Annotated in this window: 18 protein-coding genes, 5 tRNA genes and 1 riboswitch; of the genes, 2 read left to right on the forward strand and 21 right to left on the reverse strand. The window is 55.1% G+C overall.

Annotated elements, in window-relative coordinates:
- Positions 1-7 precede the first annotated feature (7 nt).
- The 6 genes from YWK_RS0114440 to YWK_RS0114470 all read right to left on the reverse strand — a co-directional run bounded on the left by YWK_RS0114440 (position 8) and on the right by YWK_RS0114470 (position 9074).
- Positions 8-1948 carry a bifunctional homocysteine S-methyltransferase/methylenetetrahydrofolate reductase gene (locus YWK_RS0114440; protein ID WP_051375626.1) on the reverse strand — a complete coding sequence of 647 codons (1941 nt, stop codon included), beginning with the start codon at positions 1946-1948 and terminating at the stop codon, positions 8-10.
- 28 nt (positions 1949-1976) lie between these two features.
- A complete protein-coding gene (gene metH, locus YWK_RS0114445; protein ID WP_026965358.1) occupies positions 1977-5411 on the reverse strand; it encodes a methionine synthase in 3435 nt (1144 codons plus the stop codon).
- 118 nt (positions 5412-5529) lie between these two features.
- A riboswitch (SAM riboswitch) is annotated at positions 5530-5651 on the reverse strand.
- Between the two features lie 268 nt (positions 5652-5919).
- A complete protein-coding gene (locus YWK_RS0114450; RefSeq protein ID WP_026965359.1) occupies positions 5920-6711 on the reverse strand; it encodes an SDR family oxidoreductase in 792 nt (263 codons plus the stop codon).
- 412 nt (positions 6712-7123) lie between these two features.
- The gene (locus YWK_RS0114460) at positions 7124-7318 is read right to left on the reverse strand and encodes a hypothetical protein (RefSeq protein ID WP_026965360.1); all 195 of its coding nucleotides are present in this window, start codon (positions 7316-7318) and stop codon (positions 7124-7126) included.
- Between the two features lie 133 nt (positions 7319-7451).
- Positions 7452-7640: a hypothetical protein gene (locus YWK_RS0114465; RefSeq protein WP_026965361.1), complete on the reverse strand. Its 189-nt coding sequence runs from the start codon at positions 7638-7640 to the stop codon at positions 7452-7454.
- Between the two features lie 54 nt (positions 7641-7694).
- Positions 7695-9074, reverse strand: coding sequence for a glycine--tRNA ligase (locus YWK_RS0114470; RefSeq protein WP_026965362.1), 1380 nt, complete (start codon positions 9072-9074; stop codon positions 7695-7697).
- Between the two features lie 199 nt (positions 9075-9273).
- Between YWK_RS0114470 and YWK_RS0114475 the strand changes: the two genes are divergently transcribed.
- On the forward strand, positions 9274-10077 hold the full coding sequence (locus YWK_RS0114475) for an HAD family hydrolase (protein WP_035467177.1): 804 nt from the start codon (positions 9274-9276) through the stop codon (positions 10075-10077).
- Between the two features lie 119 nt (positions 10078-10196).
- Here the strand turns inward: YWK_RS0114475 and YWK_RS20125 are convergent, their stop codons facing one another.
- Complete coding sequence (locus tag YWK_RS20125) at positions 10197-10505, reverse strand: LysM peptidoglycan-binding domain-containing protein (protein ID WP_035467179.1); 309 nt, start codon at positions 10503-10505, stop codon at positions 10197-10199.
- A 147-nt stretch (positions 10506-10652) separates the two neighbouring features.
- Between YWK_RS20125 and lexA the strand changes: the two genes are divergently transcribed.
- Entirely contained in the window at positions 10653-11279 is a 627-nt protein-coding gene (gene lexA, locus YWK_RS0114485; protein ID WP_026965364.1) for a transcriptional repressor LexA, read from the forward strand.
- A gap of 394 nt (positions 11280-11673) precedes the next feature.
- On the opposite strand, the gene glnA is transcribed toward lexA, so the two are convergent.
- From glnA to YWK_RS0114555, 14 genes are all read right to left on the reverse strand, one after another.
- On the reverse strand, positions 11674-13011 hold the full coding sequence (gene glnA / locus YWK_RS0114490; protein WP_026965365.1) for a type I glutamate--ammonia ligase: 1338 nt from the start codon (positions 13009-13011) through the stop codon (positions 11674-11676).
- A 35-nt stretch (positions 13012-13046) separates the two neighbouring features.
- Entirely contained in the window at positions 13047-13430 is a 384-nt protein-coding gene (locus YWK_RS0114495) for a MerR family transcriptional regulator (protein ID WP_026965366.1), read from the reverse strand.
- Positions 13431-13515: 85 nt separating this feature from the next.
- Positions 13516-14757, reverse strand: coding sequence for a methionine gamma-lyase family protein (locus YWK_RS20130; protein ID WP_035467180.1), 1242 nt, complete (start codon positions 14755-14757; stop codon positions 13516-13518).
- Positions 14758-14788: 31 nt separating this feature from the next.
- Positions 14789-16093: a GTPase HflX gene (hflX, locus tag YWK_RS20135; RefSeq protein ID WP_245578628.1), complete on the reverse strand. Its 1305-nt coding sequence runs from the start codon at positions 16091-16093 to the stop codon at positions 14789-14791.
- Positions 16090-16317, reverse strand: a complete 228-nt coding sequence (locus YWK_RS0114510; protein ID WP_026965367.1) for a hypothetical protein — start codon at positions 16315-16317, stop codon at positions 16090-16092. Before YWK_RS0114510 ends, hflX begins: the two co-directional genes overlap by 4 nt.
- On the reverse strand, positions 16317-16937 hold the full coding sequence (locus YWK_RS20140; protein WP_051375627.1) for a UbiA prenyltransferase family protein: 621 nt from the start codon (positions 16935-16937) through the stop codon (positions 16317-16319). The genes YWK_RS0114510 and YWK_RS20140 overlap by 1 nt, the downstream gene beginning before the upstream one ends.
- Complete coding sequence (locus YWK_RS0114520) at positions 16918-17550, reverse strand: GTPase (protein ID WP_035467181.1); 633 nt, start codon at positions 17548-17550, stop codon at positions 16918-16920. The genes YWK_RS20140 and YWK_RS0114520 overlap by 20 nt, the downstream gene beginning before the upstream one ends.
- A complete protein-coding gene (locus YWK_RS0114525) occupies positions 17547-18530 on the reverse strand; it encodes an AAA family ATPase (RefSeq protein WP_026965369.1) in 984 nt (327 codons plus the stop codon). The genes YWK_RS0114520 and YWK_RS0114525 overlap by 4 nt, the downstream gene beginning before the upstream one ends.
- Positions 18531-18712: 182 nt before the next feature.
- Complete coding sequence (locus YWK_RS0114530) at positions 18713-20347, reverse strand: spore germination protein (protein WP_245578630.1); 1635 nt, start codon at positions 20345-20347, stop codon at positions 18713-18715.
- 66 nt (positions 20348-20413) lie between these two features.
- Positions 20414-20506, reverse strand: a tRNA-Ser gene (locus YWK_RS0114535).
- 4 nt (positions 20507-20510) lie between these two features.
- A tRNA-Val gene (locus tag YWK_RS0114540) sits at positions 20511-20586 on the reverse strand.
- Positions 20587-20622: 36 nt separating this feature from the next.
- Positions 20623-20697, reverse strand: a tRNA-Glu gene (locus YWK_RS0114545).
- 8 nt (positions 20698-20705) lie between these two features.
- A tRNA-Thr gene (locus YWK_RS0114550) sits at positions 20706-20781 on the reverse strand.
- Between the two features lie 2 nt (positions 20782-20783).
- Positions 20784-20858, reverse strand: a tRNA-Asn gene (locus YWK_RS0114555).
- Positions 20859-20889 lie beyond the last annotated feature (31 nt).

The following is a 20889-nucleotide window of genomic DNA, read 5'->3' on the forward strand; positions in this document are numbered from 1 at the left end:
CCCGTGCCTATACAGTTGCCCGCTGGGGTGTGGCCACCCCTTGTTGTTCGCGAAGATGTCGCGTCAGCTCAGTGGTCAGGTCGTAACGCAAGAACGGCGTAATGAGGTATATGCCGTTAAAGTAGTTCCGAGCTTCATTCAGCAACGTCTTTGCAATGTCGAGCCCAACATCCGCAGCGGATTCTGGGTCTGCCTCGAGCATTTGCCTCAAGATGGACTCCGGAATGGTGATGCCAGGTACTTCGTGGTGTAAAAATCGCGCGTTGCGGGCGCTCACCAGCGGCATGATTCCAACAAAGACAGGTGCCCCATATTCTTCGGCAGCACGAGCAATCGGTTCGAATAGCCGAATGTCAAAAATGGGCTGCGTCATCACGTAGTCGGCCCCTGCGTCCAGTTTTCGCCGCAATCGCTCCAACGCCTTGTCGAAGTGCCGCACGTGGGGATTGAAGGCCGTCCCGATGATAAAGCGCGAAGGGTATTTCATAGGCTGGCCGGAGAATCCGATGCCCGCGTTGAGTCGCTTGACCATTTTTGTCAGTTCTATGGATGAAACGTCGTACACAGATGTGGCGCCTGGCAGGTCGCCGAAGCGAGAGGGGTCACCCGTCACCAACAAGACGTGATGGATTCCGAGTACGTGCAGACCCATCAGGTGAGACTGCTGGCCAATCAGGTTCCTGTCCCTGCACGTCACGTGCACCAGCGGTTCTATGCCGTTTTGCTTCAACATACTCGCAAGCGCCATGTTGCTTACGCGAACGGTGCCCAGGGAATTGTCCGCGAGCGTCACTGCGTCGGCGCCTGCCTCGCGCAGCGCTGCGGCACCCGCAAGGTATTTTGTGACGTCCAGCGTCTTCGGGGGATCTAATTCCACCACGATGGACATGCGTTGGCGAACGCTCTCCAGCAGTGAGAACGTGGATGGCTCTGACGGGCGCTGCCCATGCGCAGCATCTTGCACCTTTGTAACCGGTTGAACCTCCACTGTCGCGATTGTCTTTGTGGACGCAGACAATGAACCTTTGCCTGATCCCGATTGGTCCAAGACCGATTCCACGTGGCCACTCTCCATCCTCTGCTTCAGCCGGCGGATATGGTCCGGCGTGGTTCCGCAACATCCGCCTAGCACACGAATCCCCCGTGCAGCCAGCTGTCCGCCAACTTCAGCGAAGTACTCGGCGTCGGCCGTGTACGAATAATCTCCATCCGAGTAATGCAACATGCCCGCGTTCGGGTAGGCGGCGTAAATGAAATCCGAATTTAAAGTGAATTTTTCATACGTGCGAAGAATACCGGAAAGGCCAAGTCGACAGTTGAGCCCAACCACATCAGCGCCCGCCAAGCGCATGGTCGCGAACGCGTCCACCACGGAGTATCCGTCTCGCGTGACGCCTACGACATCTGGGGCTAAGTTCGCAATGATGGGAAGAGACGTTAACCTCCGCGCCGTTTCCAGCGCAATCATCATCTCTTCGAGATCAGAAAACGTCTCAAGCAATAGACCGTCTACGGACGCCTCCAACAACGCCGTCATCTGCTCTTCGAAAATGTCTGACAAAGATGCATTCGAAGCGGGTTGTTCTCTGTCTCCCGCCCCAAGGTCGCTGGTGGAACCGACGGTGCCGAGGACAAAGGCACCGCTCTCACCCACAGCTTCTCTGGCAAGCCGTACTGCAGTTTGGTTCAATTCCTTCAGGTGGGCCGTTATGCCGTATCGTGCAAGTCCCACGCGGTGACCACTGAACGTGTTGGTTTGAATCAACTCCGCCCCCGCAGCCACATAAGCGCGGTGGACGTCTCTTACCATCTCCGGCTGGGACAAACACAGGCCCTCGAAACAAGTGCGTGCTGGCACGCCAATCTGATGAAGCAACGTCGCCATCGCGCCATCGCCTACAATCCATCCGTTGGCAAGCCGCTCTTTCAGTGTCGCGGTACGTGTCATGCGCTCCTCTCCTCTCCCTCTCTCGTCTCTATTCGACGTTGAAATAGCGCGCCTGTGGATGCGCGAATACGACGGCGGATACACTCGCTTCGGGGTCCATCATGTAGCCATCCGTCAGCTGAACGCCGATATCTTCAGGTTGTAACAGGCGGAACAATTTTTCCTGGTCTTCGATGTTCGGACACGCTGGGTAACCGAATGACACGCGAATTCCCTGATAGCGCGCTATCCACCGCTCGCGCATGGTCATGTTCGGGGGATCCGGGATTCCCCACGCGTCGCGCAACATGTGGTGTAAACGTTCGGCGAAGCCTTCCGCGTATTCAATGGCAATGGCCTGAATGGCGTGTGACTTCACGTACTCGCCGCTGGCCTTCCAGCGCTCTGCGAGGTCTCGGATCCCCCGTCCAGCCGTCACCGTAAACAACGCAATGTAGTCCATTTCACCGCTCGCGACGGGCCGCAAGAAGTCGGCAAGGCAAAGGTGCGGTGGGTTGGCCTGGCGCGGGAAGTGAAAGCGTTCGAGAACCGTGCGTGCATCGGCGGGATCGTAAACGAGGACCGTATCCCCGTCCGCTTGTGCCGGGAAGAACCGGTACGCAGCATGCGCCTGGATGCCGCCATCGCGCTCCACCATCTCTGTCAGTTCCTCGACCATTCGCAACAGCGATACCGCCTTCTCATTCCCTTCCTGCAACAACTTCTCCACGTTGCCACGAAGCCCGAGATGCTTGCCGAGCAGCATTTGCAAGTTCACATACGGGCGAATCAAGGACAGTGGATACTGGCGGAGCACATGTCTATCTAAATCTGGCGGTAGATGTACCGGAACATCGTGAGAGATGGTCTTGTCTTTGACTGGACCGGTGGATACCGTCGGAGCGGAAGCCACTGTGGATCTGGCCTCCATCTCGATGCGCGCCGCCTCCAATTCCTCCAACAACACATCGCGTTGTTCGGGCGAACATAGACGGTTGGCAATGTCCAACCCTTCCATGGCGTCTTTCGCATACGCGACGATCCCTTCGTAACTCGGCTGGATGCGCGTGAACGTAAACTTCTTGGTCAGTGCAGCACCACCGACCAACAGTGGCAAGGAAACCCCTGCATGGCGCAAATCTTCGGCTGTGGTCACCATTTGGTGGGCGGATTTGACGAGCAGGCCAGACAATCCAATCATGTCCGGCTGGACGTCTCGAACCGCCTGAATCAGTTGGTCAGGAGACACCTTGATGCCGAGGTTCACCACTTCAAACCCGTTGTTGGCCAAGATAATTTCGACAAGGTTCTTGCCGATGTCGTGCACATCCCCTTTGACCGTGGCAAGTAGCACCTTGGCTTTGGTGGCCGACTCCGTTTTCTCCATGTGCGGTTCCAAAAAGGCCACGGCAGCTTTCATCACTTCTGCGCTTTGCAGGACTTCCGCCACAATCAGCTCGTTGTTGTTGAACAGGCGTCCCACTTCATTCATGCCGTCCATCAATGGGCCATTGATGATGTCCAGTGGGGACATGGTCAAGAGCGCTTCCGTCAAATCCGGAATCAGTCCTTCTTTGCTGCCATCCACCACGTAGCGGGCGATGCGCTCGAGCAGTGGCAACGTTTCTTTGGCGACGGTCGGTGTGGACTTTTTTTCGCGATAGAACGCGGTAAACTCAGCCACAAGCTCCTCGTTCGTCTCAAACAAGAGCCGTTCGCAAAGGCGTCGCTCATCCGGTGAGATATTGGCGTACCGCTCCAGCTTTTCGCTGTTCACGATGGCATAGTCGAGACCGGCCTTGGTGCATTCGTAGAGAAAGACGGAGTTCAGAATTTCCCGTCCAGCAGGCGGCAGCCCGAACGACACGTTGCTGATGCCAAGAATGGTCGGACAGTCCGGGAGGTGCTCCTTGATGAGACGGATGCCCTCCACCGTCTCCTTCGCGGAGCCGATGTACTTCTCGTCGCCTGTGCCCACCGGGAACGTGAGCGGATCGATGATAATGTCTTCAATAGGTAATCCGTACTTGTTCACCAGCAAGTCCACACTGCGCAGTGCGACTTCGAGTTTCCGTTCGCGGGTGACTGCCATCCCTTGCTCGTCGATGGTGCCCACGACCAGAGCGGCACCGTAGCGCTTGGCAAGCCCCGCGAACTTCGCCAACCGTGGCTCTCCATCTTCCAGGTTGGTTGAGTTGATGATGGCCTTACCTTGGCTGTGCTTCAAACCGAGCTCCGCGACTGCTGCGTCGGTGGAGTCAATCATCAGTGGCGCCTTGACCTTTTTCACGACAAACGGCAAAAACTGCGCCATATCGAGCATTTCGTCTCGGTCTGGGTCAGCCAGGCAAATGTCTATCACCTGCGCCCCGGATTTGACCTGCTTCCTCGCGATTTCGGACGCTGCTTCAAAGTTCCCCTCGGCAATCAGCTTGCGGAACTTTTTCGATCCAATGACGTTGGTCCGCTCCCCGACCAAAATGGGGCGGTTGCCGTCTTCGAGGAAGACGGCTTCCAGTCCGGACACCGCGTGATAGCGCTTGGCGGCGGGAATTCTTGGCGCGATGCCAGAAACAGCCTGCCGCACGGCTGCAATGTGATCCGGCGTGGTTCCACAACAGCCGCCGACGATGTTGATCCACCCTTGCTCGGCAAACTCTGCCACTTTGACCGCAAAACTTTCCGGAGTCTCGTGGTAGTGGCCCTCTTCGTCAGGAAGTCCGGCGTTGGGGTAGCAGCTGACGCCACAGGTGGCCAATTGGGACAGGGTGCGGACGTGATCTCGCATGAACTCGGGACCGGTCGCGCAGTTCAGACCAACAGAAATCGGGTTCAAGTGGCGAACCGCGAGATAAAACGCCTCGATGGTCTGACCCGCGAGTGTGGTCCCCATCGGTTCAATCGTCCCAGATACCATGACTGGAACCCGACGGCCCGTGGCTTCGAACGCGCGTTGAATTCCAAACCCGGCGGCCTTCACGTTGAGCAGGTCCTGCGCAGTCTCCACAAGCAGCAAATCCACGCCGCCTTCCAGCAGGCCAGTGGCTTGTTCGGTGTAGGCCTCTATCAGGCCTTCGAAAGTGGCACCGCCTGTGACAGATAAACTTTTGGTGGTCGGCCCCATGGCGCCTGCCACGAAGCGCGGCCACTCTGGTGTACTGAACTTCTCGGCTGCTTTCCTGGCGAGGACTGCCGCCTGGCGATTCAGCGTGCGGGCGAGGTGACCCAAGCCGTATTCATCGAGCACCAGCGGCGTCGCGCCAAACGTATTGGTTTCAATGACGTCGGCTCCGGCAGCGAGGTACGCCTCGTGAATGCCGCGAATCACATCTGGTCGCGTCACGGTTAAGTATTCGTTGCACCCGTCGTACAGTGCTCCCCCGAAATCTTCTTCCGTGAGAGATTGACGTTGAATCATGGTTCCCATGGCGCCGTCAAGGACGAGAATCTTGTTGGTCAGCGCAGTTTCCAGTTGAGTCCCCATACGGACATCCCCCTGATTGTTCTCTGTGAGCGATTTGCAAATCGCTGGTCTGTATATAGCACCTCATCCACCTGTACACAAAAAGCGCCCAAAAGGGCGCTCGTACGACGACGTATCACCCTTATCTTCCGAATCCGTGTGTATCATCGCACACACGGTTCGCTGGAATTGGCACCTCGTGCATTTTACACAGGTTGCCGGGCTTCATAGGGCCAGTCCCTCAGCCACTCTTGATAAGGTATCAAGTTTGATGTTGCGTTTTGCAAAATTTTATTGAAGTGTTTCAGCGCGATGAAACCTTGCTTTCCAGTGTTGCACGAAACACTACAGGTGGTGCGCAACCAAGCTGATGTCGGTATTTTGCGAAACACTGAATTTATACGAAGTATATCACAGATTTTGCGTTTGTACAGTAGATTGCTTCCCGGTCCTTGGTTGGAGTACGCCTATTCGACTGGCCCCGGCCCCTTGCCCGGCTGAAACGCCCTCCGCTCACGCAGGATGACAATTACAAACTGCGCACCATGCCTCCGTCGACCAGGATGGATTGTCCTGTGATGTATCCGTTCGCTGCCGATCCCAGAAACACGGCCAACGCTGCAAACTCGTCCGGATGCCCGTAGCGCCCCAAGGGGATTTGCGACTTCCTAAGCGCCTCAACTTCTTCTATCGAAATTCCCTTTCGCTTTGCGAAACTTGCGTCCAATGCAGCCACCCGATCCGTAGCGATGCGGCCGGGTCCAAGCGTGTTCACCAGAATATTGTCTTTCGCCAACTCCGTCGCCAATGATTTGGAGAGACCCGCAATCGCGGCGCGGAAGGTATTGGACAAGATCAGGTTGTCAATCGGTTGCTTGATGGAGGAGGAAGCAAAATTGACAATCCGCCCCCACTGTTGCGCTCGCATGTGCGGCAACGCCAGTCGCACCGCGCGTACCACGCTCATTAACGACAACTGAAATGCATCTTCCCACTGTTGCAATGTCACTGAATCGAACGAACCTTCCGCGGGTCCACCCGCGTTGTTGATCAAAATGTCAACGCCCCCAAACGTCTGTTCGACCTCCGCGAATGTCCGTTCGATGTCCTCTGGCACGGATACGTCCGCCACACACCACGCGACATGAACATTGCCTGTGTCGCGGCGAATTTCATCTACAGCCCGCTCCAGCGCCGCGGCACTGCGACTGGTCAACATAACTCGAGCACCTTCTGCAGCAAACTTTTTCGCCGTCGCAAAACCTAAGCCACGACTGGCTGCAGTCACAAGCACTGTTTTGTTGGTTACACCGAGTTCCACGTGACATCCCCCTATCTTCTCGTCTCCCGTACTATCATACACCCAATTGTCCAACTCATTGTGCTTACACATCTACAATGACCGATGCAACACAGACAGTGCCTTTAGTCCGGCAATGGTTTCACAGGTTTGGCGCCACAGCGCGTGTCGTGGATGAGATCCCTGTCTCCCCGCTCGCCGCCGCCCAGAACAATTGGCGCTTGCACCATATCCCCCAACAATGGTGTTTCCCGCCTCCGTAGAAGTCGTCGCCAATGGGCCCACTTCCCAAAAAGGTTTTCAGAATCCTACCACATCGCCAGCGACATCGACGCACAGCGTTTTCCAACATTCCGTTACAGTGGTTCGCCGCTAATAAACTACTTCACAGAAATTTATTCTAAAACAAAGGCGCCCGAGGGGCGCCTTTGTTTTACAAGTTCTCTGGATTGGTGGTTCCGGCCTCTACATTGACACGCTCCTCCTGATGTGGGATTTCTGGAGCAATGCCACCTTCGTCCCGCATCCGGTCAATGCCGTCCACGACAGATTCGAGGATCACGGCGTCTAGTGCTTGATGGCCCGCCCTCTCAGAATCGGTGTCGATATCAGATTTGCGCTTGTTCATGTTTGCCCCCCTCCCCATTACCATGACCGTACGCCGTGGTCTTCATTCTCACTCGGCATGTTGTCATTCCTAAAAACAAAAAGGGAGTCCGAGGACTCCCTGGGGTGTGAAACTTCACAGTGCCATGCTTGATTCAGTTGGAGCGACGGCCCAGGTGCGGCACATTCGCCCGGTGAATCTGCTTCCACGGTATCGGCGTTAACGCAGCGTCGTGAAACGCCCGGTCATGCCGCCCTACGATAGCCTCGTAGCGGTCATTGCTCAGCAGTGCGCCAGAAAACGTGAGTGCATCGTTATGGTTTTCCGTGTGTTCGTTTGACATGTAAGCCACCCCCCGTTGTATGGTGTACCCATTCCTCAGGGGTTTCATCCCACATCAAAAGGAGACCTTTTCACGGATCCACGCATTAAGGTCCGCAATCGGAACGCGCGACTGTTCCATCGTGTCCCGGTCGCGGATGGTTACGCAACCGTCTTCCTCGGACTGAAAGTCGTACGTAATACAAAACGGCGTGCCAATCTCATCGTGACGACGGTACCGTTTCCCGATGGAACCAGAGTCGTCATAGTCCACCATGAATTCCTTCACCAATTGTTCGTACACCTTTGTCGCACCGTCAGCGAGCTTCTTGCTCAACGGGAACACAGCCGCTTTGTATGGCGCAATCGCCGGATGAAAATGCAGCACCGTGCGCACATCGCCAGCTTCCAAGGTTTGCTCCTCGTAAGCGTCCGCAAAGATGGCCAGCAACAGTCGATCCGCGCCGATAGAAGGCTCAATCACGTAAGGCACGAATGGCTCTTTTCCCTCCTCGGACACTGTGAAATCTTCATGAGAGTACTCCTGATGCTGCGTCAAATCGTAATTGGTCCTATCCGCTACCCCGAGCAACTCACCCCAACCAAATGGGAAATTGTACTCCACGTCCGTTGTCGCGGAACTATAGTGAGAAAGCTGTTCCTTCTCGTGGTCGCGCAGCCGCAGATTTTCCTTTTTCAGGCCTAGCGACAGCAGCCAGTCGTAGCAGAACTGACGCCAATAGGAAAACCACTCTACATCAGAGCCTGGTTCACAGAAAAACTCGAGCTCCATCTGCTCAAACTCGCGAGTGCGGAAAATAAAGTTGCCCGGCGTGATCTCGTTGCGAAAACTCTTCCCGATTTGGCCGATGCCGAACGGCAGCTTCTTCCGCATGGTGCGCTGCACGTGCTTAAAATTCACAAATATCCCCTGCGCCGTCTCCGGCCGCAAAAAGATTTCGTTCGCGGCTTCATCCGTGACTCCCTGATGGGTTTTAAACATCATGTTGAACTGCCGAATTGGCGTAAATTCCTTGCTCCCACACACTGGGCACGAGACCTGGTATTCCTGGATAAGATTTTCCATCTCCGTGAACGAGAGCCCGTCCACAATCTTCTCAACGCCTTGCGCAGCCAGTGCATCTTCAATGAGCTTGTCGGCTCTGTGACGTGCCTTGCAAGACTTGCAGTCAATCATGGGGTCATTAAAGTTGCCGACGTGTCCCGAAGCCACCCAAACCTGGCGATTCATCAAAATCGCGGAGTCGAGCCCAACGTTGTAGGGAGACTCCTGGATAAACTTCTTCCACCAAGCCCGCTTAATGTTGTTCTTCAGTTCCACACCAAGCGGTCCGTAGTCCCACGTATTCGCAAGCCCGCCGTAAATGTCCGAGCCAGGAAAAATAAATCCTCTGTGTTTCGCGAGTGCAACGAGTTGTTCCATCGTGACTGTCATACATTTTCCTCCGTTCCCAAACTGCACATAGCGCTATGATACTTGATTTCACCGTCGGTGTCTAACGGTCAACGGCCACTTCGCACGAGACGGGCGGTCGCAAACGCTGTTTTGACGCAAAGAAATTCCCCACCGTATAATGGGCGAAGTAGAGGTAGCAGGCTAAGCCTGAAGTCCGTGTCAGCTGGGAGTGGGAAATGTGGATCATCATGGACATCAACGGACCATCGAAGCTGTGTTTTTAGACATCGATGGGACCATCTTTTACGACGGAACATTGATTGAGAGCGCCAAGGAGGCTGTTCGGCTGCTCCAAAGACAAAACATACGTGTCGCGCTGTGCACAGGACGCTCCATCCTACACACCACCGAAGTGCAACAGACACTGAACATTTCGCACGCCACGTACTTTAATGGGGGCTTAGCCATTTCGGACGGCGACGTTGTCTTATCTAGTCCGATGGAGGAAGATGTCGTACAGCGTGCAATTAATTTCAGCGAGCGGAACGACATTCCCATCATACTGCACTCCCTGTCCCGAACACTGGTCTTTCATCCGCTTCCCGACAAATACCTGCCCATCATCGAATCGTTCAAGTATCCACCGCTGCAACGAGTCTCGCGAAACGAATGGACCGCAGCCGAAGAACAGATCTACCAAATGAATTTGTTCATGAGCGGAACGTGGGACCAGAAAGTACAAAACGAATTCCCAGAATGTTTGCTATACCGATGGCATGATGAGGCCGTAGATCTGCAGAAGCGGGGCTGCGACAAAATTCACGGGGCGACGGCACTTCTCCATCGATGGAACATTTCAAAAGAACGCGCAATGCACATCGGTGACGGAGGTAACGATATACGGATGTTTCAAGAATTGGGTGTCTCTGTGGCGATGGGAAATGCCACTGACGAAGTCAAAAAGCACGCCAAACTTGAGACAGCACCAGCCTATGAGAATGGAGTCTACCTCGCCCTCAAACGGTTGCACCTCATACCGTAAATCATTCACTGGCTTTCGAATATGCGGGTATACGCGTGATTCAGTCGGAATGTGGTGAAAAGTGCCGGACCATGGCGCTTTTCATCATTCCCATGGGAATCACCCTTAACATGCATGCCTCAGGGGTTGGGTAAAACCAGCCTATCTCCCGGATGCAGGTCCGCCGACTGCAAATGATTCATTTCCATCATTTCATCTACAACGCCTCGAGGATCTCCGCCATGTGTCAAATGAGACGCAATGGACCAAAGGGTATCCCCTTGTTCCACAATGTACGAGCTGCGCTTCGTATACGCAGATGCAACACTCCCCGACTGATGGCACAACAACCCAATGCCAACGGTCCAACACACTGCGTACAACAGGAGAATCCCTGCAAGCCGACTCCTCCTGTTCTTGCGATGCGCGCCATGATGCCGATGGTACATCAATAATCCCCCTCACGAACATTTGTTCTGTTGGAGATTATATATACGAACATACGTTCCGTCAAGCCGCATGCGAACAAACGTTTGCAAACACTAGGGTGCGTTGGTATACTGTTACCAAGTTCAGTGAATCGGAGGAGTATTGCATTGACGAAGCTGTCTGAGCGACAACAAGCGATATTGGATTTTATTCGCCAAAACGTCCGTGAAAAGGGATACCCACCGTCCGTGCGCGAAATTGGCGAGGCGGTTGGTCTAGCTTCGAGTTCGACGGTTCACGGGCATCTCGAACGGTTACAAGTGAAAGGATATTTGCGGCGCGACCCCACCAAACCGAGAGCCATCGAATTGCTGGACGATTCTGCCTCCGACAGCGCATCGTTATCCCCGGAATCTGCGGTCATGGTTCCCATTGTGGGGAAGGTTACGGCCGGCCAGCCCATTACCGCCGTTGAAAACGTGGAGGACTATTTCCCCCTGCCGAGGAGCATGGCCAAAAATGACGACGTGTACCTGTTAAGAGTACAAGGCGACAGCATGATTGACGCAGGTATCTTTGACGGAGACTTTGTCATCGTTCGCCGCCAAGATTACGCGAACAACGGGGACATTGTGGTTGCCATGACTGAGGATGATGAAGCAACCGTGAAGAGGTTTTTCAAAGAAACGGATCACATTCGGTTGCAACCCGAGAACCCGAATATGGAACCCCTGCGCTACCACAATGTGTCCATTCTCGGAAAAGTGATAGGTGTCTTCCGTCAACTACACTAATTTCGTACTGTGTTCCCGTGTGACGCCGAGAGCTTCCGTGACGACCTTCGTCTAGGAAGCTCTTTTCGTTTTGAGGATAGCCTCGAGCAAAGCGAAACGGAACGCTGAGAGACTGTGTCCCTCAGTGATCAGATCTCTACAGACATGCCTTGGAACGTGCCACGGGGATACACGTCCATACTCCACCGATACAAATGCAGATTTTCGTACCGTCACTGAACTGGCCATATACTGCATGAAATCGACGAGCACACAACATATATGAACAACAAAAAACCACCCTCGCGATATCGAGGGTGGCTGAATGACGTGCGGCGATTCCAGGTACACATCGCGACGCCTTCACCGGGAAGGAGCGCCACGACGGTCCAACTGGCGTGTTCCCGCGCAACGCTTAATAATTATTGATGTACTGCTCCCGTTCCCACTCTGTCACTTGCGTGCGGAACATGTTCCACTCAATGGTCTTCGCTTCAACAAAGTGCGTGTAGACGTGTTCGCCCAGTGCCGAGACGATGACTTCATCTTTCGCGAGTTCTTCAAGAGCCTTGCCCAAGTTTTCCGGTAAGCTGCGAATGCCCGCTGTTTCCTTTTCTTCATCGCTCATGATGTAGATGTTGCGGTTGGTCGGCGGTACAAGCGGCAGTTCGCGGCGGATACCGTCGAGTCCCGCTGCGAGCATCGCTGCAATGGCGAGGTACGGATTTCCAGATGGATCTGGGCTACGCACTTCGATGCGCGTGCTGAGCCCACGAGCGGCAGGCACGCGAACGAGCGGAGAGCGGTTCTTCGCGGACCACGCTACGTAGCACGGTGCTTCATAGCCCGGCACCAGTCGCTTGTACGAGTTCACCAGCGGATTACAGATGGCTGTAAATGCCGGCGCGTGTTCCAGAATACCGGCCAGGAATTGACGAGCGGTTTCGCTCAATCCAAGTTCGTCGTTCTCATCATAGAACGCATTTTTGCCGCCCTTGAACAGCGACATATGGCAATGCATGCCGGATCCGTTGATCCCATACACCGGCTTTGGCATGAAGGTTGCGTGCAGCCCGTGTTTCCGCGCAATGGTTTTCACAACCAGTCGAAATGTCGCAATGTTGTCGGCTGCTTCAACCGCATCTGCGTACTTAAAGTCGATTTCATGCTGGCCTGGAGCCACTTCGTGGTGAGACGCCTCGATTTCGAAGCCCATTTCCTCGAGCGTCACGACAATCTCGCGACGGCAGTTTCCGCCCAAGTCGAGCGGTGCCCAGTCGAAGTACCCGCCTTCGTCGTTGACCTCTGGCGTCGGACGTCCGTTGCTGTCCAGTTTAAACAGAAAGAATTCCGGCTCTGGACCAACGTTGAACGAATCGAAGCCCATTTGGCGCGCTTCGTTCAGGACGCGTTTCAAGACGCCGCGTGGATCACCAGGAAACGGTTCACCGCCCGGAAGATAGACGTCGCAGATCAGGCGGGCCACTTTCCCCTGTCCTTCCGTCCAAGGGAAGATCAGCCATGTGGACAGGTCTGGCACGAGGTACATGTCGGATTCTTCAATCCGTACAAACCCTTCAATCGAAGAGCCGTCGAACATGATTTTGTTGTCCAGCGCCTTCGGCAGTTCGTCCACCGGAATCTCCACGTTCTTGATGACGCCGAGCAGATCCGTAAACTGCAGTCGAACGAATCGAACGTCGTTGTCCTTGGCAAATGCCAAGATTTCTTCCTTACTGTACTGCTTGCGCATCGACAGTCCTCCTCTGCCTATGTAGCTTCCGCGGGTCACTTCCGGCGATAAAATCTGGAGAGCTCACCTTGAAATTCATGACTCCCAGCGTCGGGGCGACCTAGCATTTGCTGCTGCATCCACTTGTACAGGTCTCGGTCTGTAGGTTCATTCCGCTTTGCGTCCGAGGTCCCGTTCGCCCCTCGAGCCAACTGCGCCTTCACGCCTGCCATGTTGAGTCCTCGGTCGAGCCAACTGCGTACTTCGAGCAGACGCTCGACATCGTGGAACGAAAACAAGCGTTGGTTACCTTCACTTCGCGCCGGTTTCACCAACCCATGTTGTTCGTAATAACGAATTTGCCGTGCAGACAAACCCGTAAGTTTCTGAACAATCCCTATGGGAAACAGCGGCATTTGCTTTCTCGCGTGAAGGTCCACAAGCGTTCCCCTCCAAGTACCTGGTCGCAGACATCGTAACACTGAACACGGGCATCGCGCAATACATATGTAAGATTTACTTACATCAATTCGTCAACATGAGTGACGCCGCTATCTTTTCTATCGCAATGTAGGCATGTTCGTATGTCAGGCCCCCCTGCATGTACCCAATGTACGGCTCGCGCATTGGCGCATCTGCAGACAATTCGAGCGATCCCCCTTGTACAAATGCGCCTGCAGCCATCACAACATCGTCTTCGTATCCGGCCATCGGCGCGGCTTCTGGACGCACGTAAGAGTCTACGGGGGCGCTACTCTGTACCGCCCGGCAGAAAGCCAACAGACGAGCGCGCGACCCGAACTTGGCGGTCACAATGATATCGGATCTCGGTTCATCCCACGCAGGTGACACTTCCAGTCCCAGCGATGCCAGCACATGAGACGCTAAAATGGAACTTTTGACCGCTTGGCTGACGGTGTGGGGCGCCAGGAACAGTGCCTGATAGAACTCGCGCAGAAACGAATGCGTCGGGCCCGCTTCCGCACCCACCCCAGGTGCCGTAAGCCCCGCTGCAATCCCTTCCATCCAGCGCGCTTTGCCCACAATATACCCACCTGTGGATGCGATGCCCGCCCCCGGATTCTTAATGAGGGAACCTGCGGCTAAGTCTGCCCCGACGTCGGTCGGTTCAAACCGCTCCACGAATTCCCCATAACAATTGTCGACAGCGATGCACACGTCCGGCCGACGTTTGCGTACAGCCGCAAATGCCTGCTCGAGCGCGGACACGGACAACGCGGGTCTGTCGCTGTATCCGCGCGACCGCTGAAACATGACCACTTTCGTATTGTCCCGGAGTGCACCCAGGACCGCCTCCACATCGATGGATCCGTCAGCCCCAAGCGAGACAATCGTGTGCTGGATGCCCCACTCTGCAAGGCTGCCTACTGCCGGGCGAATGCCCACCACCGCCTCCAGCGTGTCGTACGGAGCTCCAGTCGCAAACAAAAGGTGATCTCCGGGGCGTAGCACACCGAACAGCATCAGTTTCAACGCGTGGGTTCCCGAGACAATTTGCGGTCTCACCAAAGCGGCTTCCGCACCAAAGACGCGCGCGTATATTCTCTCCAGTTTGTCTCGGCCTTCATCAGAAAGACCATACCCGGTGGAACCTTGAAAGTCAGCGGCGCTCACTTTCTCCTGCCAAAACGCCTCCAGCACCTTTCTCTGATTGTGTTTCGCAATCGCGTCCACATCCTGAAACGCCGACTGAACGCACTGCTCCGAGTGTGCGACCAGTTCACGAGCTTTGTTGATCAATTCCATTTCAAACTCCCTTCACCAAGACCTTCGCGTCTTACGACGGCGGAAGGCCTTCCTTCCACGCCACATCGAATCCTCTATCTGCGACCATCCACTGCAACACATTCCTGGCCGAGCGCCGCTCCACGGCCACCGTGGCCTCTATGTGCGCGTCATCCACCGGCCGAACGTCCACGACCGCCCCGAGTTTAGCGAACTCCACTGACAACACAGAAGACGTTGGACCGCGAACCACCAGTTCCACCCGGTCGAGCCCAAGTTGTCGTTCAACCGCTGCGTACAGTGCATCCATGTTCAAACCCGTTGCAGCAGAACCATGTAGGCTGAGGACAGCACGCATGTCGGGCGGCGGCGGTGTCAGAGCGAGATCCATCTTGTTGAAAAACGTAATCACGGGCTTGTCCAAGGCGTGAATCTCTTGCAGCACGTTGTATGTCGCAGACATCCGCTGCTGCAAAGGCGTGGCACCGTCCACGACGTGGACAATTAAGTCGGCTGCCAGGACTTCTTCGAGTGTCGCGCGAAACGCCTCCACCAGTAGATGTGGCAAGTCTTGCACAAACCCGACGGTATCCAGAAGCACGATGTCAGCGGTGGGTCCGCAGCGTACTTTGCGAGCCACTGGTTGGAGTGTGTCAAATAGGCGATCCTGACCCTGCATCGCGGGCTTGGTACCTTTGTCCGCCGTCCACCTCTGCAACAAGGTGGACTTGCCTGCGTTGGTGTAGCCTACCAGCGCCACGACCGGAACGGACTTGGCCCGTTTGCTTCGCTGTGTCGCCCGGTAGGTGTGTATTTGTTTGAGCGCAGCGCGAAGATGGTCGATGCGTTGGCGAATGCGACGTCGGTCCGTCTCCAGCTTGGTTTCACCGGGGCCTCTCGTACCGATACCGCCCCCCAACCGAGACATCTCAACACCTCGGCCGGTTAGACGCGGAAGTAAGTACTGCAACTGGGCAATTTCAACCTGCAATCGCCCTTCGCGAGAACGAGCGCGCAGCGCGAAAATATCCAAGATGAGCTGCGTCCGGTCAATGACGCGACAGCCTAGCTGCGCCTCGAGATTCCGCACTTGTCCTGGGCTCAATTCACCGTCGAACACCACGACGTCGACTTCTCTTTCGGCAATCCATTGGGCCATTTCCGCCACTTTACCGGAACCAAGATAGAGTCCGGCGTCCACGCTGCGACGAACCTGGACAAATGCCTCCACCACCTGGCCACCGGCGGCTTCGCACAGACCCACCAGTTCGTCCAGTCTGGCACGAAAGGCTTGTTCGCTCTCGCTTGGATTGCGTCGGCACCCAATCACCACACTTTGCACTGTCGTCTCGGTCACCTGATCACCTCTTCGCGCTCATTGTACCACGTCGCGTGAGTGGACACGCTGTTACAGATAGGACAGTTCCCTTTCTCCAAGGCGTCCATCCGCAGTCGCAGTGGCGCCTCGCAAAGGGCCGCGGAGCGCCCCTCCTTGTGCCCCATACGGCGGCCAATGGAATAGGCAAACAAACCCACAAAACAGACAGCCAACCAACCGATGATGATGACTTCCGCAGACATTACAAGTGTACCCCATTGTCTTCGTCCAAGGCTTGCCACAGTGTGCTCGTGGTCGCTTCCGACAACATCGTGAGCATTGTCAGGGCAATGAACCCGAGTGCCGTCCACCACGCGTTCAACAGGATGGCAGCGCACATTACAATCAGGGTCAACAATGTCGTTTCCACCACGCCGATACGCAAAGCCATGTTGCGCTGCCCCGTCTTGTGGTCAGTCATCCGATCCACAAGATCATCCAACCAGTCAAACATCGCCATCAAGCACGCGCCCCACAGAGCGATGTGCCATCCAACCAATAGCGTCGACAACCCGAACGCAACGATGATTTCGATGAATGCGGGTACCCGCGTAGGCAGTTTCTCCCGCCAGGTTGTGAGCATCCCGGCCGCGTAACTTCCGAAGAAGACGGAAATCGTGATGTCAAGGTTGAGGTACGCAGCCAACAAGCCGAGCACAAGCGCGTACGGCAGGGTACCTCGCGACAGCTTGACCGCCAGCGTGTGCTTTCCGCGGCAGATATCGTACTCAGCGTCCAGGTAATCATCCATCAGTTTGATGGTCGCACCGGCCAGTACAAGGCACAGAAGCGTTCGCCCGACTTCAAGCAAATCGCCATACATGTTGTTTCACCTCCCGAAACCCAGTTCCGTACAGCGCTGAAATCGGAATGACGCGGTGCCTCGAGAACCGCTGGCATAGGTGGCGATAGCCCTGCTTCGCGTCTGGAAGGTCCATCTTGTTGGCAAGAATCAGGTAGCCGGATTGGAGAGTCCCGAAATTCGACAGCTGTTCATCCAGGGCGTCCCATGTGGAACCAAACGCAGGCCTCCCCGCGGCGTGAGAAGTGTGCTTTCCAATGTCGGATGCATCTACGACATGAAGAATGACTCGGGCAGTCATCATGGCTTTCAGCGTCTGGGCCATGGCCTCCCGGACCTCAGCCTCCGGATGGATGCCGTCTGTCAACCCCGTTGTGTCCGAAAGCAACAGCTGATGTCTTCCCTTGCCACGCGGAAAATCGACGGCGACCGATTGCAAGTTACGTGTCCGATGGGGGACGGGCCCGGACAGCGTCGCTTCCGCTTCCGAGAGTGACATGCGTTTGTGTTCGGTTCGTCCGTCCGTGCGCTCCATCAGCCACTGTAATTCCTTTATCCCCATGTATCTGGCAAAATGGATGCAGAACAACGTCTTACCCACATTGGTCTTACCAATAATTAACCCTCGGTTCACGTTGCAATTCCCTCCCATCGGAAGTCTTGGGGTTGCAGCGTCATTGCCGCCTCACGATTGATCTCCACGACGTCAAACAACCGGACCGCATGCTGACGAATGGCGCGCTCTACGAGGTTTCGAACAAACCGGGCATTGCTAAAATTCCGTCCGCTTCGTCCCTGAACCACAGACTCCAGGTGGCGGCGAAGTTTGAGTTCGGCCTCTGCGCTAATGGTGTACTGTCGACCCGCAGCATTGCGCCGTGCAATCTCGACCAAAGATCTGATGTCGTAGTTTGGGAACGTCAAGTGAATCGGAAACCGGCTCGGCAGTCCCGGATTCGTTGACAGAAACCACTCCATCTCCTGTTCGTAACCAGCGATAATCGCGATGAACTGGTCTCGGTAATCTTCCATGCTCTTCACCAGACAATCGATGGCCTCTCTTCCGAAGTCCTTCTCGCCCCCCCGGGCAAGGGAGTACGCTTCGTCGATGAAGAGGACTCCACCGAGCGCTTTTTTCACCATTTCCCGCGTCTTTTGCGCTGTGTGACCAATGTATTCACCCACCAAATCGGCGCGTTCTACCTCTACTAGATGGCCTTTCTCGAGCATGCCGCACTCATGAAACATCTTCGCCAACAAACGAGCGACCGTCGTCTTTCCAGTTCCAGGATTTCCCTTGAACACCATGTGCAGGACGACAGGCTCGGATTTCAAATGGAGCTGTTGCCGTCGCTGCTGCATGTACAGGTACGCGAAGATCTCGCGTACGATGGACTTCACTTGATGTAATCCCACCAGTTCATCCAGTTCTCCCAGAATGGAGTGAAGGCGTTCCTTAGAAACCCCTGGTCGAACGGTCTCTGCCATTTGCGAATTCCCACTCATCATTTGCAGCGCTTCGGACAGCGCAATTTGTCCTTGGCGATACTGGTCCACCACGCTGTTCGCCGAAGACGTCCGCGTGTTGTTTCGCTTGGTTTCCACCGGCAACATCCATCACCTCAGTTCGAGCCCAATCCCATCGTGGGCCGGTGGTTGGTACACAGCCCTTATCTGGAATGTGCGCGCAGGATAACGTATGCAGCAGGAGCGTTCTGGGTGATGGCCCATATCCAAGCCCGAAGTCAATAAAAAATCCCGGTTTGTCAGACCGGGAACTGCGAGTACGCGCCACCTCAGCCTTTGCGGCGCATGTGTTTGGGTTTGAAGACAGGCGGCCTGCCCGTGACGGACGAGATGGGCCGCCGAAACAAAATCTCACGCATCCCGTTCCTCCACTGAAACGGTATGAGCGGCCACAAGTAGGGAATGCCAAACGACTTCGTCCGGGACAAAACAACGAACCACACCACGGTTGCGAAGAGAAGGCCCCACCCCCGAAACAGCGCTGTACAGACAATAATCCAATATCGCGAAAGTTCGTTCGCCATGGCCAACTCAAACGATGTTGTGGCAAATTGAGCAGTCATCACAAACCCCATGTACACCAAGACTTCGGGCTGCAACAAGTGAATCTGCGTTGAAAATTGACCAAACAAGAGCGCTGCTACAATACTCACGCCGGAAGCTAAAGTGGCCGGCGTGTTGACAAGCGCCAAGCGCAATATGTCCAATGCGATGTCAGCGACAATCAGCTCAACCCAGAGCGGTAATGGATCCGCCCTGCTGGCGATGAAAAAATTCAGCTGTTTTGGCATGATGTCTGGGTGGGCGTTCACCACCAAGAACACACCCGGCATGAATATACTGGAGATGACCGCGAGTAGAATCACCCATCGGAGGAAGGTGCCGAGGGCAGGATTGGAGTGGTATTCTTCGGGATGCTGCAAATGCTGAAAGAACGTGATAGGCGCGATGATCACTTCCGGACTCGTATCCACCACAATGAGCACGTGCCCATCCAACAACGCCGTCGTTGCAACGTCTGGCCGCTCGGTAAAACGCACAATCGGGTACGGATTCCACTTCACATTTCCAATCAACTCCGTCACCGCTTGATCCGCCATCGCCAACGCGTCTACGTTGATGGCCTTGAGCTTCTTCCGAATATCATCGACCAGATTCTCGTTGGTGACATCCTGCAAATACAGTAAACTCACGTCAGTCTGCGACCGCGTTCCAACCTGCATGAGTTCAATGCGCAGGCGTGGATCGCGAAGACGTCTTCGAATCATAGCCACGTTCATGAGCATGGTCTCCGTAAAGGCATCCTGCGGCCCCCGAATGACGCGCTCTACTTGTGGCGTGCTGATGCTTCGCATGGGGTAAACTCGAGTGTCCACAAGTAGGACATCCTGACACCCGTCGATGAACGTGACCATTGGGCCGGATAGGATGAACCGAATCGCGTCCGACATTTTGTCGACCACTTGCACCTGCACGAACGGTAGATGGGTGTTGAGATACTCCATAAGCTCGTGAACGCTGAATCCTTGGTCTGACTTGCGTTCACGCACGAAATCTCCTACTGTTTTTTCGAAGTTTTGCAGCAAGATTAAGACGTGCGTGGTCATGAAGAAACCGTTCATGATATACGTAGCCATGTGGACGTCCCCAAATCGGAACGGTTTTTGTATGATGTCCCACGTCGTACCGATGCCAAGTAAATCGTTCACAAAACGGACATTCTCGTGTAAGTCAGACGATATATTGGTTTGTTCCGCGCGCTCCATGGCAGTCGTCATGCCGTACAGTCCGCCTTTCCGCCGTTCATTCTCCTCGGTAGACTTCCCCGGGCGTGCCCATACCATGCGAACACACGACTTGAACAACAATCGTACCGAACTTGAAAACCGCAACACCACGTACACTTCAAACGACTCTACAAATAGAAAAAGAGAGCCTCGACAACGCGAGACTCTCTTCAAACACCGATATGGCGGAGTGAGACGGATTCGAACCGTCGATACGGTATTACCCGTATACTCGCTTAGCAGGCGAGCGCCTTCGACCTACTCGGCCATCACTCCACATTGGTGGGCGGTAACGGGCTCGAACCGCTGACCCCCTGCTTGTAAGGCAGGTGCTCTCCCAACTGAGCTAACCGCCCGCAGTCACGCAGGACCACGCAACACGAAATTCAACTTGGTGACCCCAAGGGGATTCGAACCCCTGTTACCGCCGTGAAAGGGCGGTGTCTTAACCACTTGACCATGGGGCCATCATCAGTGGAGCTCCCAATCGGATTTGAACCGATGACCTCATCCTTACCATGGATGCGCTCTGCCGACTGAGCTATGGGAGCACTGGCTCCCCGAGTAGGATTCGAACCTACGACCCTCCGGTTAACAGCCGGATGCTCTACCGCTGAGCTATCGAGGAATATCAACAACATTTCTGCGTGGGCGTGAGA

Origin of the sequence: Alicyclobacillus pomorum DSM 14955 (assembly GCF_000472905.1) — a bacterium.
GTDB classification, from domain to species: domain Bacteria; phylum Bacillota; class Bacilli; order Alicyclobacillales; family Alicyclobacillaceae; genus Alicyclobacillus_A; species Alicyclobacillus_A pomorum.

Excerpts from the sequence above, each read along its gene's own strand:
- YWK_RS0114440 (WP_051375626.1), bottom strand. The coding sequence starts at position 1,948 with ATGACACGTACCGCGACACTGAAAGAGCGGCTTGCCAACGGATGGATT.
- metH (WP_026965358.1), bottom strand. The coding sequence starts at position 5,411 with ATGGGGACTCAACTGGAAACTGCGCTGACCAACAAGATTCTCGTCCTT.
- YWK_RS0114460 (WP_026965360.1), bottom strand. The coding sequence starts at position 7,318 with ATGAACAAGCGCAAATCTGATATCGACACCGATTCTGAGAGGGCGGGC.
- YWK_RS0114465 (WP_026965361.1), bottom strand. The coding sequence starts at position 7,640 with ATGTCAAACGAACACACGGAAAACCATAACGATGCACTCACGTTTTCT.
- YWK_RS0114470 (WP_026965362.1), bottom strand. The coding sequence starts at position 9,074 with ATGACAGTCACGATGGAACAACTCGTTGCACTCGCGAAACACAGAGGA.
- YWK_RS20125 (WP_035467179.1), bottom strand. The coding sequence starts at position 10,505 with ATGTACCATCGGCATCATGGCGCGCATCGCAAGAACAGGAGGAGTCGG.
- glnA (WP_026965365.1), bottom strand. The coding sequence starts at position 13,011 with ATGCGCAAGCAGTACAGTAAGGAAGAAATCTTGGCATTTGCCAAGGAC.
- YWK_RS20130 (WP_035467180.1), bottom strand. The coding sequence starts at position 14,757 with ATGGAATTGATCAACAAAGCTCGTGAACTGGTCGCACACTCGGAGCAG.
- YWK_RS0114510 (WP_026965367.1), bottom strand. The coding sequence starts at position 16,317 with ATGTCTGCGGAAGTCATCATCATCGGTTGGTTGGCTGTCTGTTTTGTG.
- YWK_RS20140 (WP_051375627.1), bottom strand. The coding sequence starts at position 16,937 with ATGTATGGCGATTTGCTTGAAGTCGGGCGAACGCTTCTGTGCCTTGTA.
- YWK_RS0114525 (WP_026965369.1), bottom strand. The coding sequence starts at position 18,530 with ATGTTGCCGGTGGAAACCAAGCGAAACAACACGCGGACGTCTTCGGCG.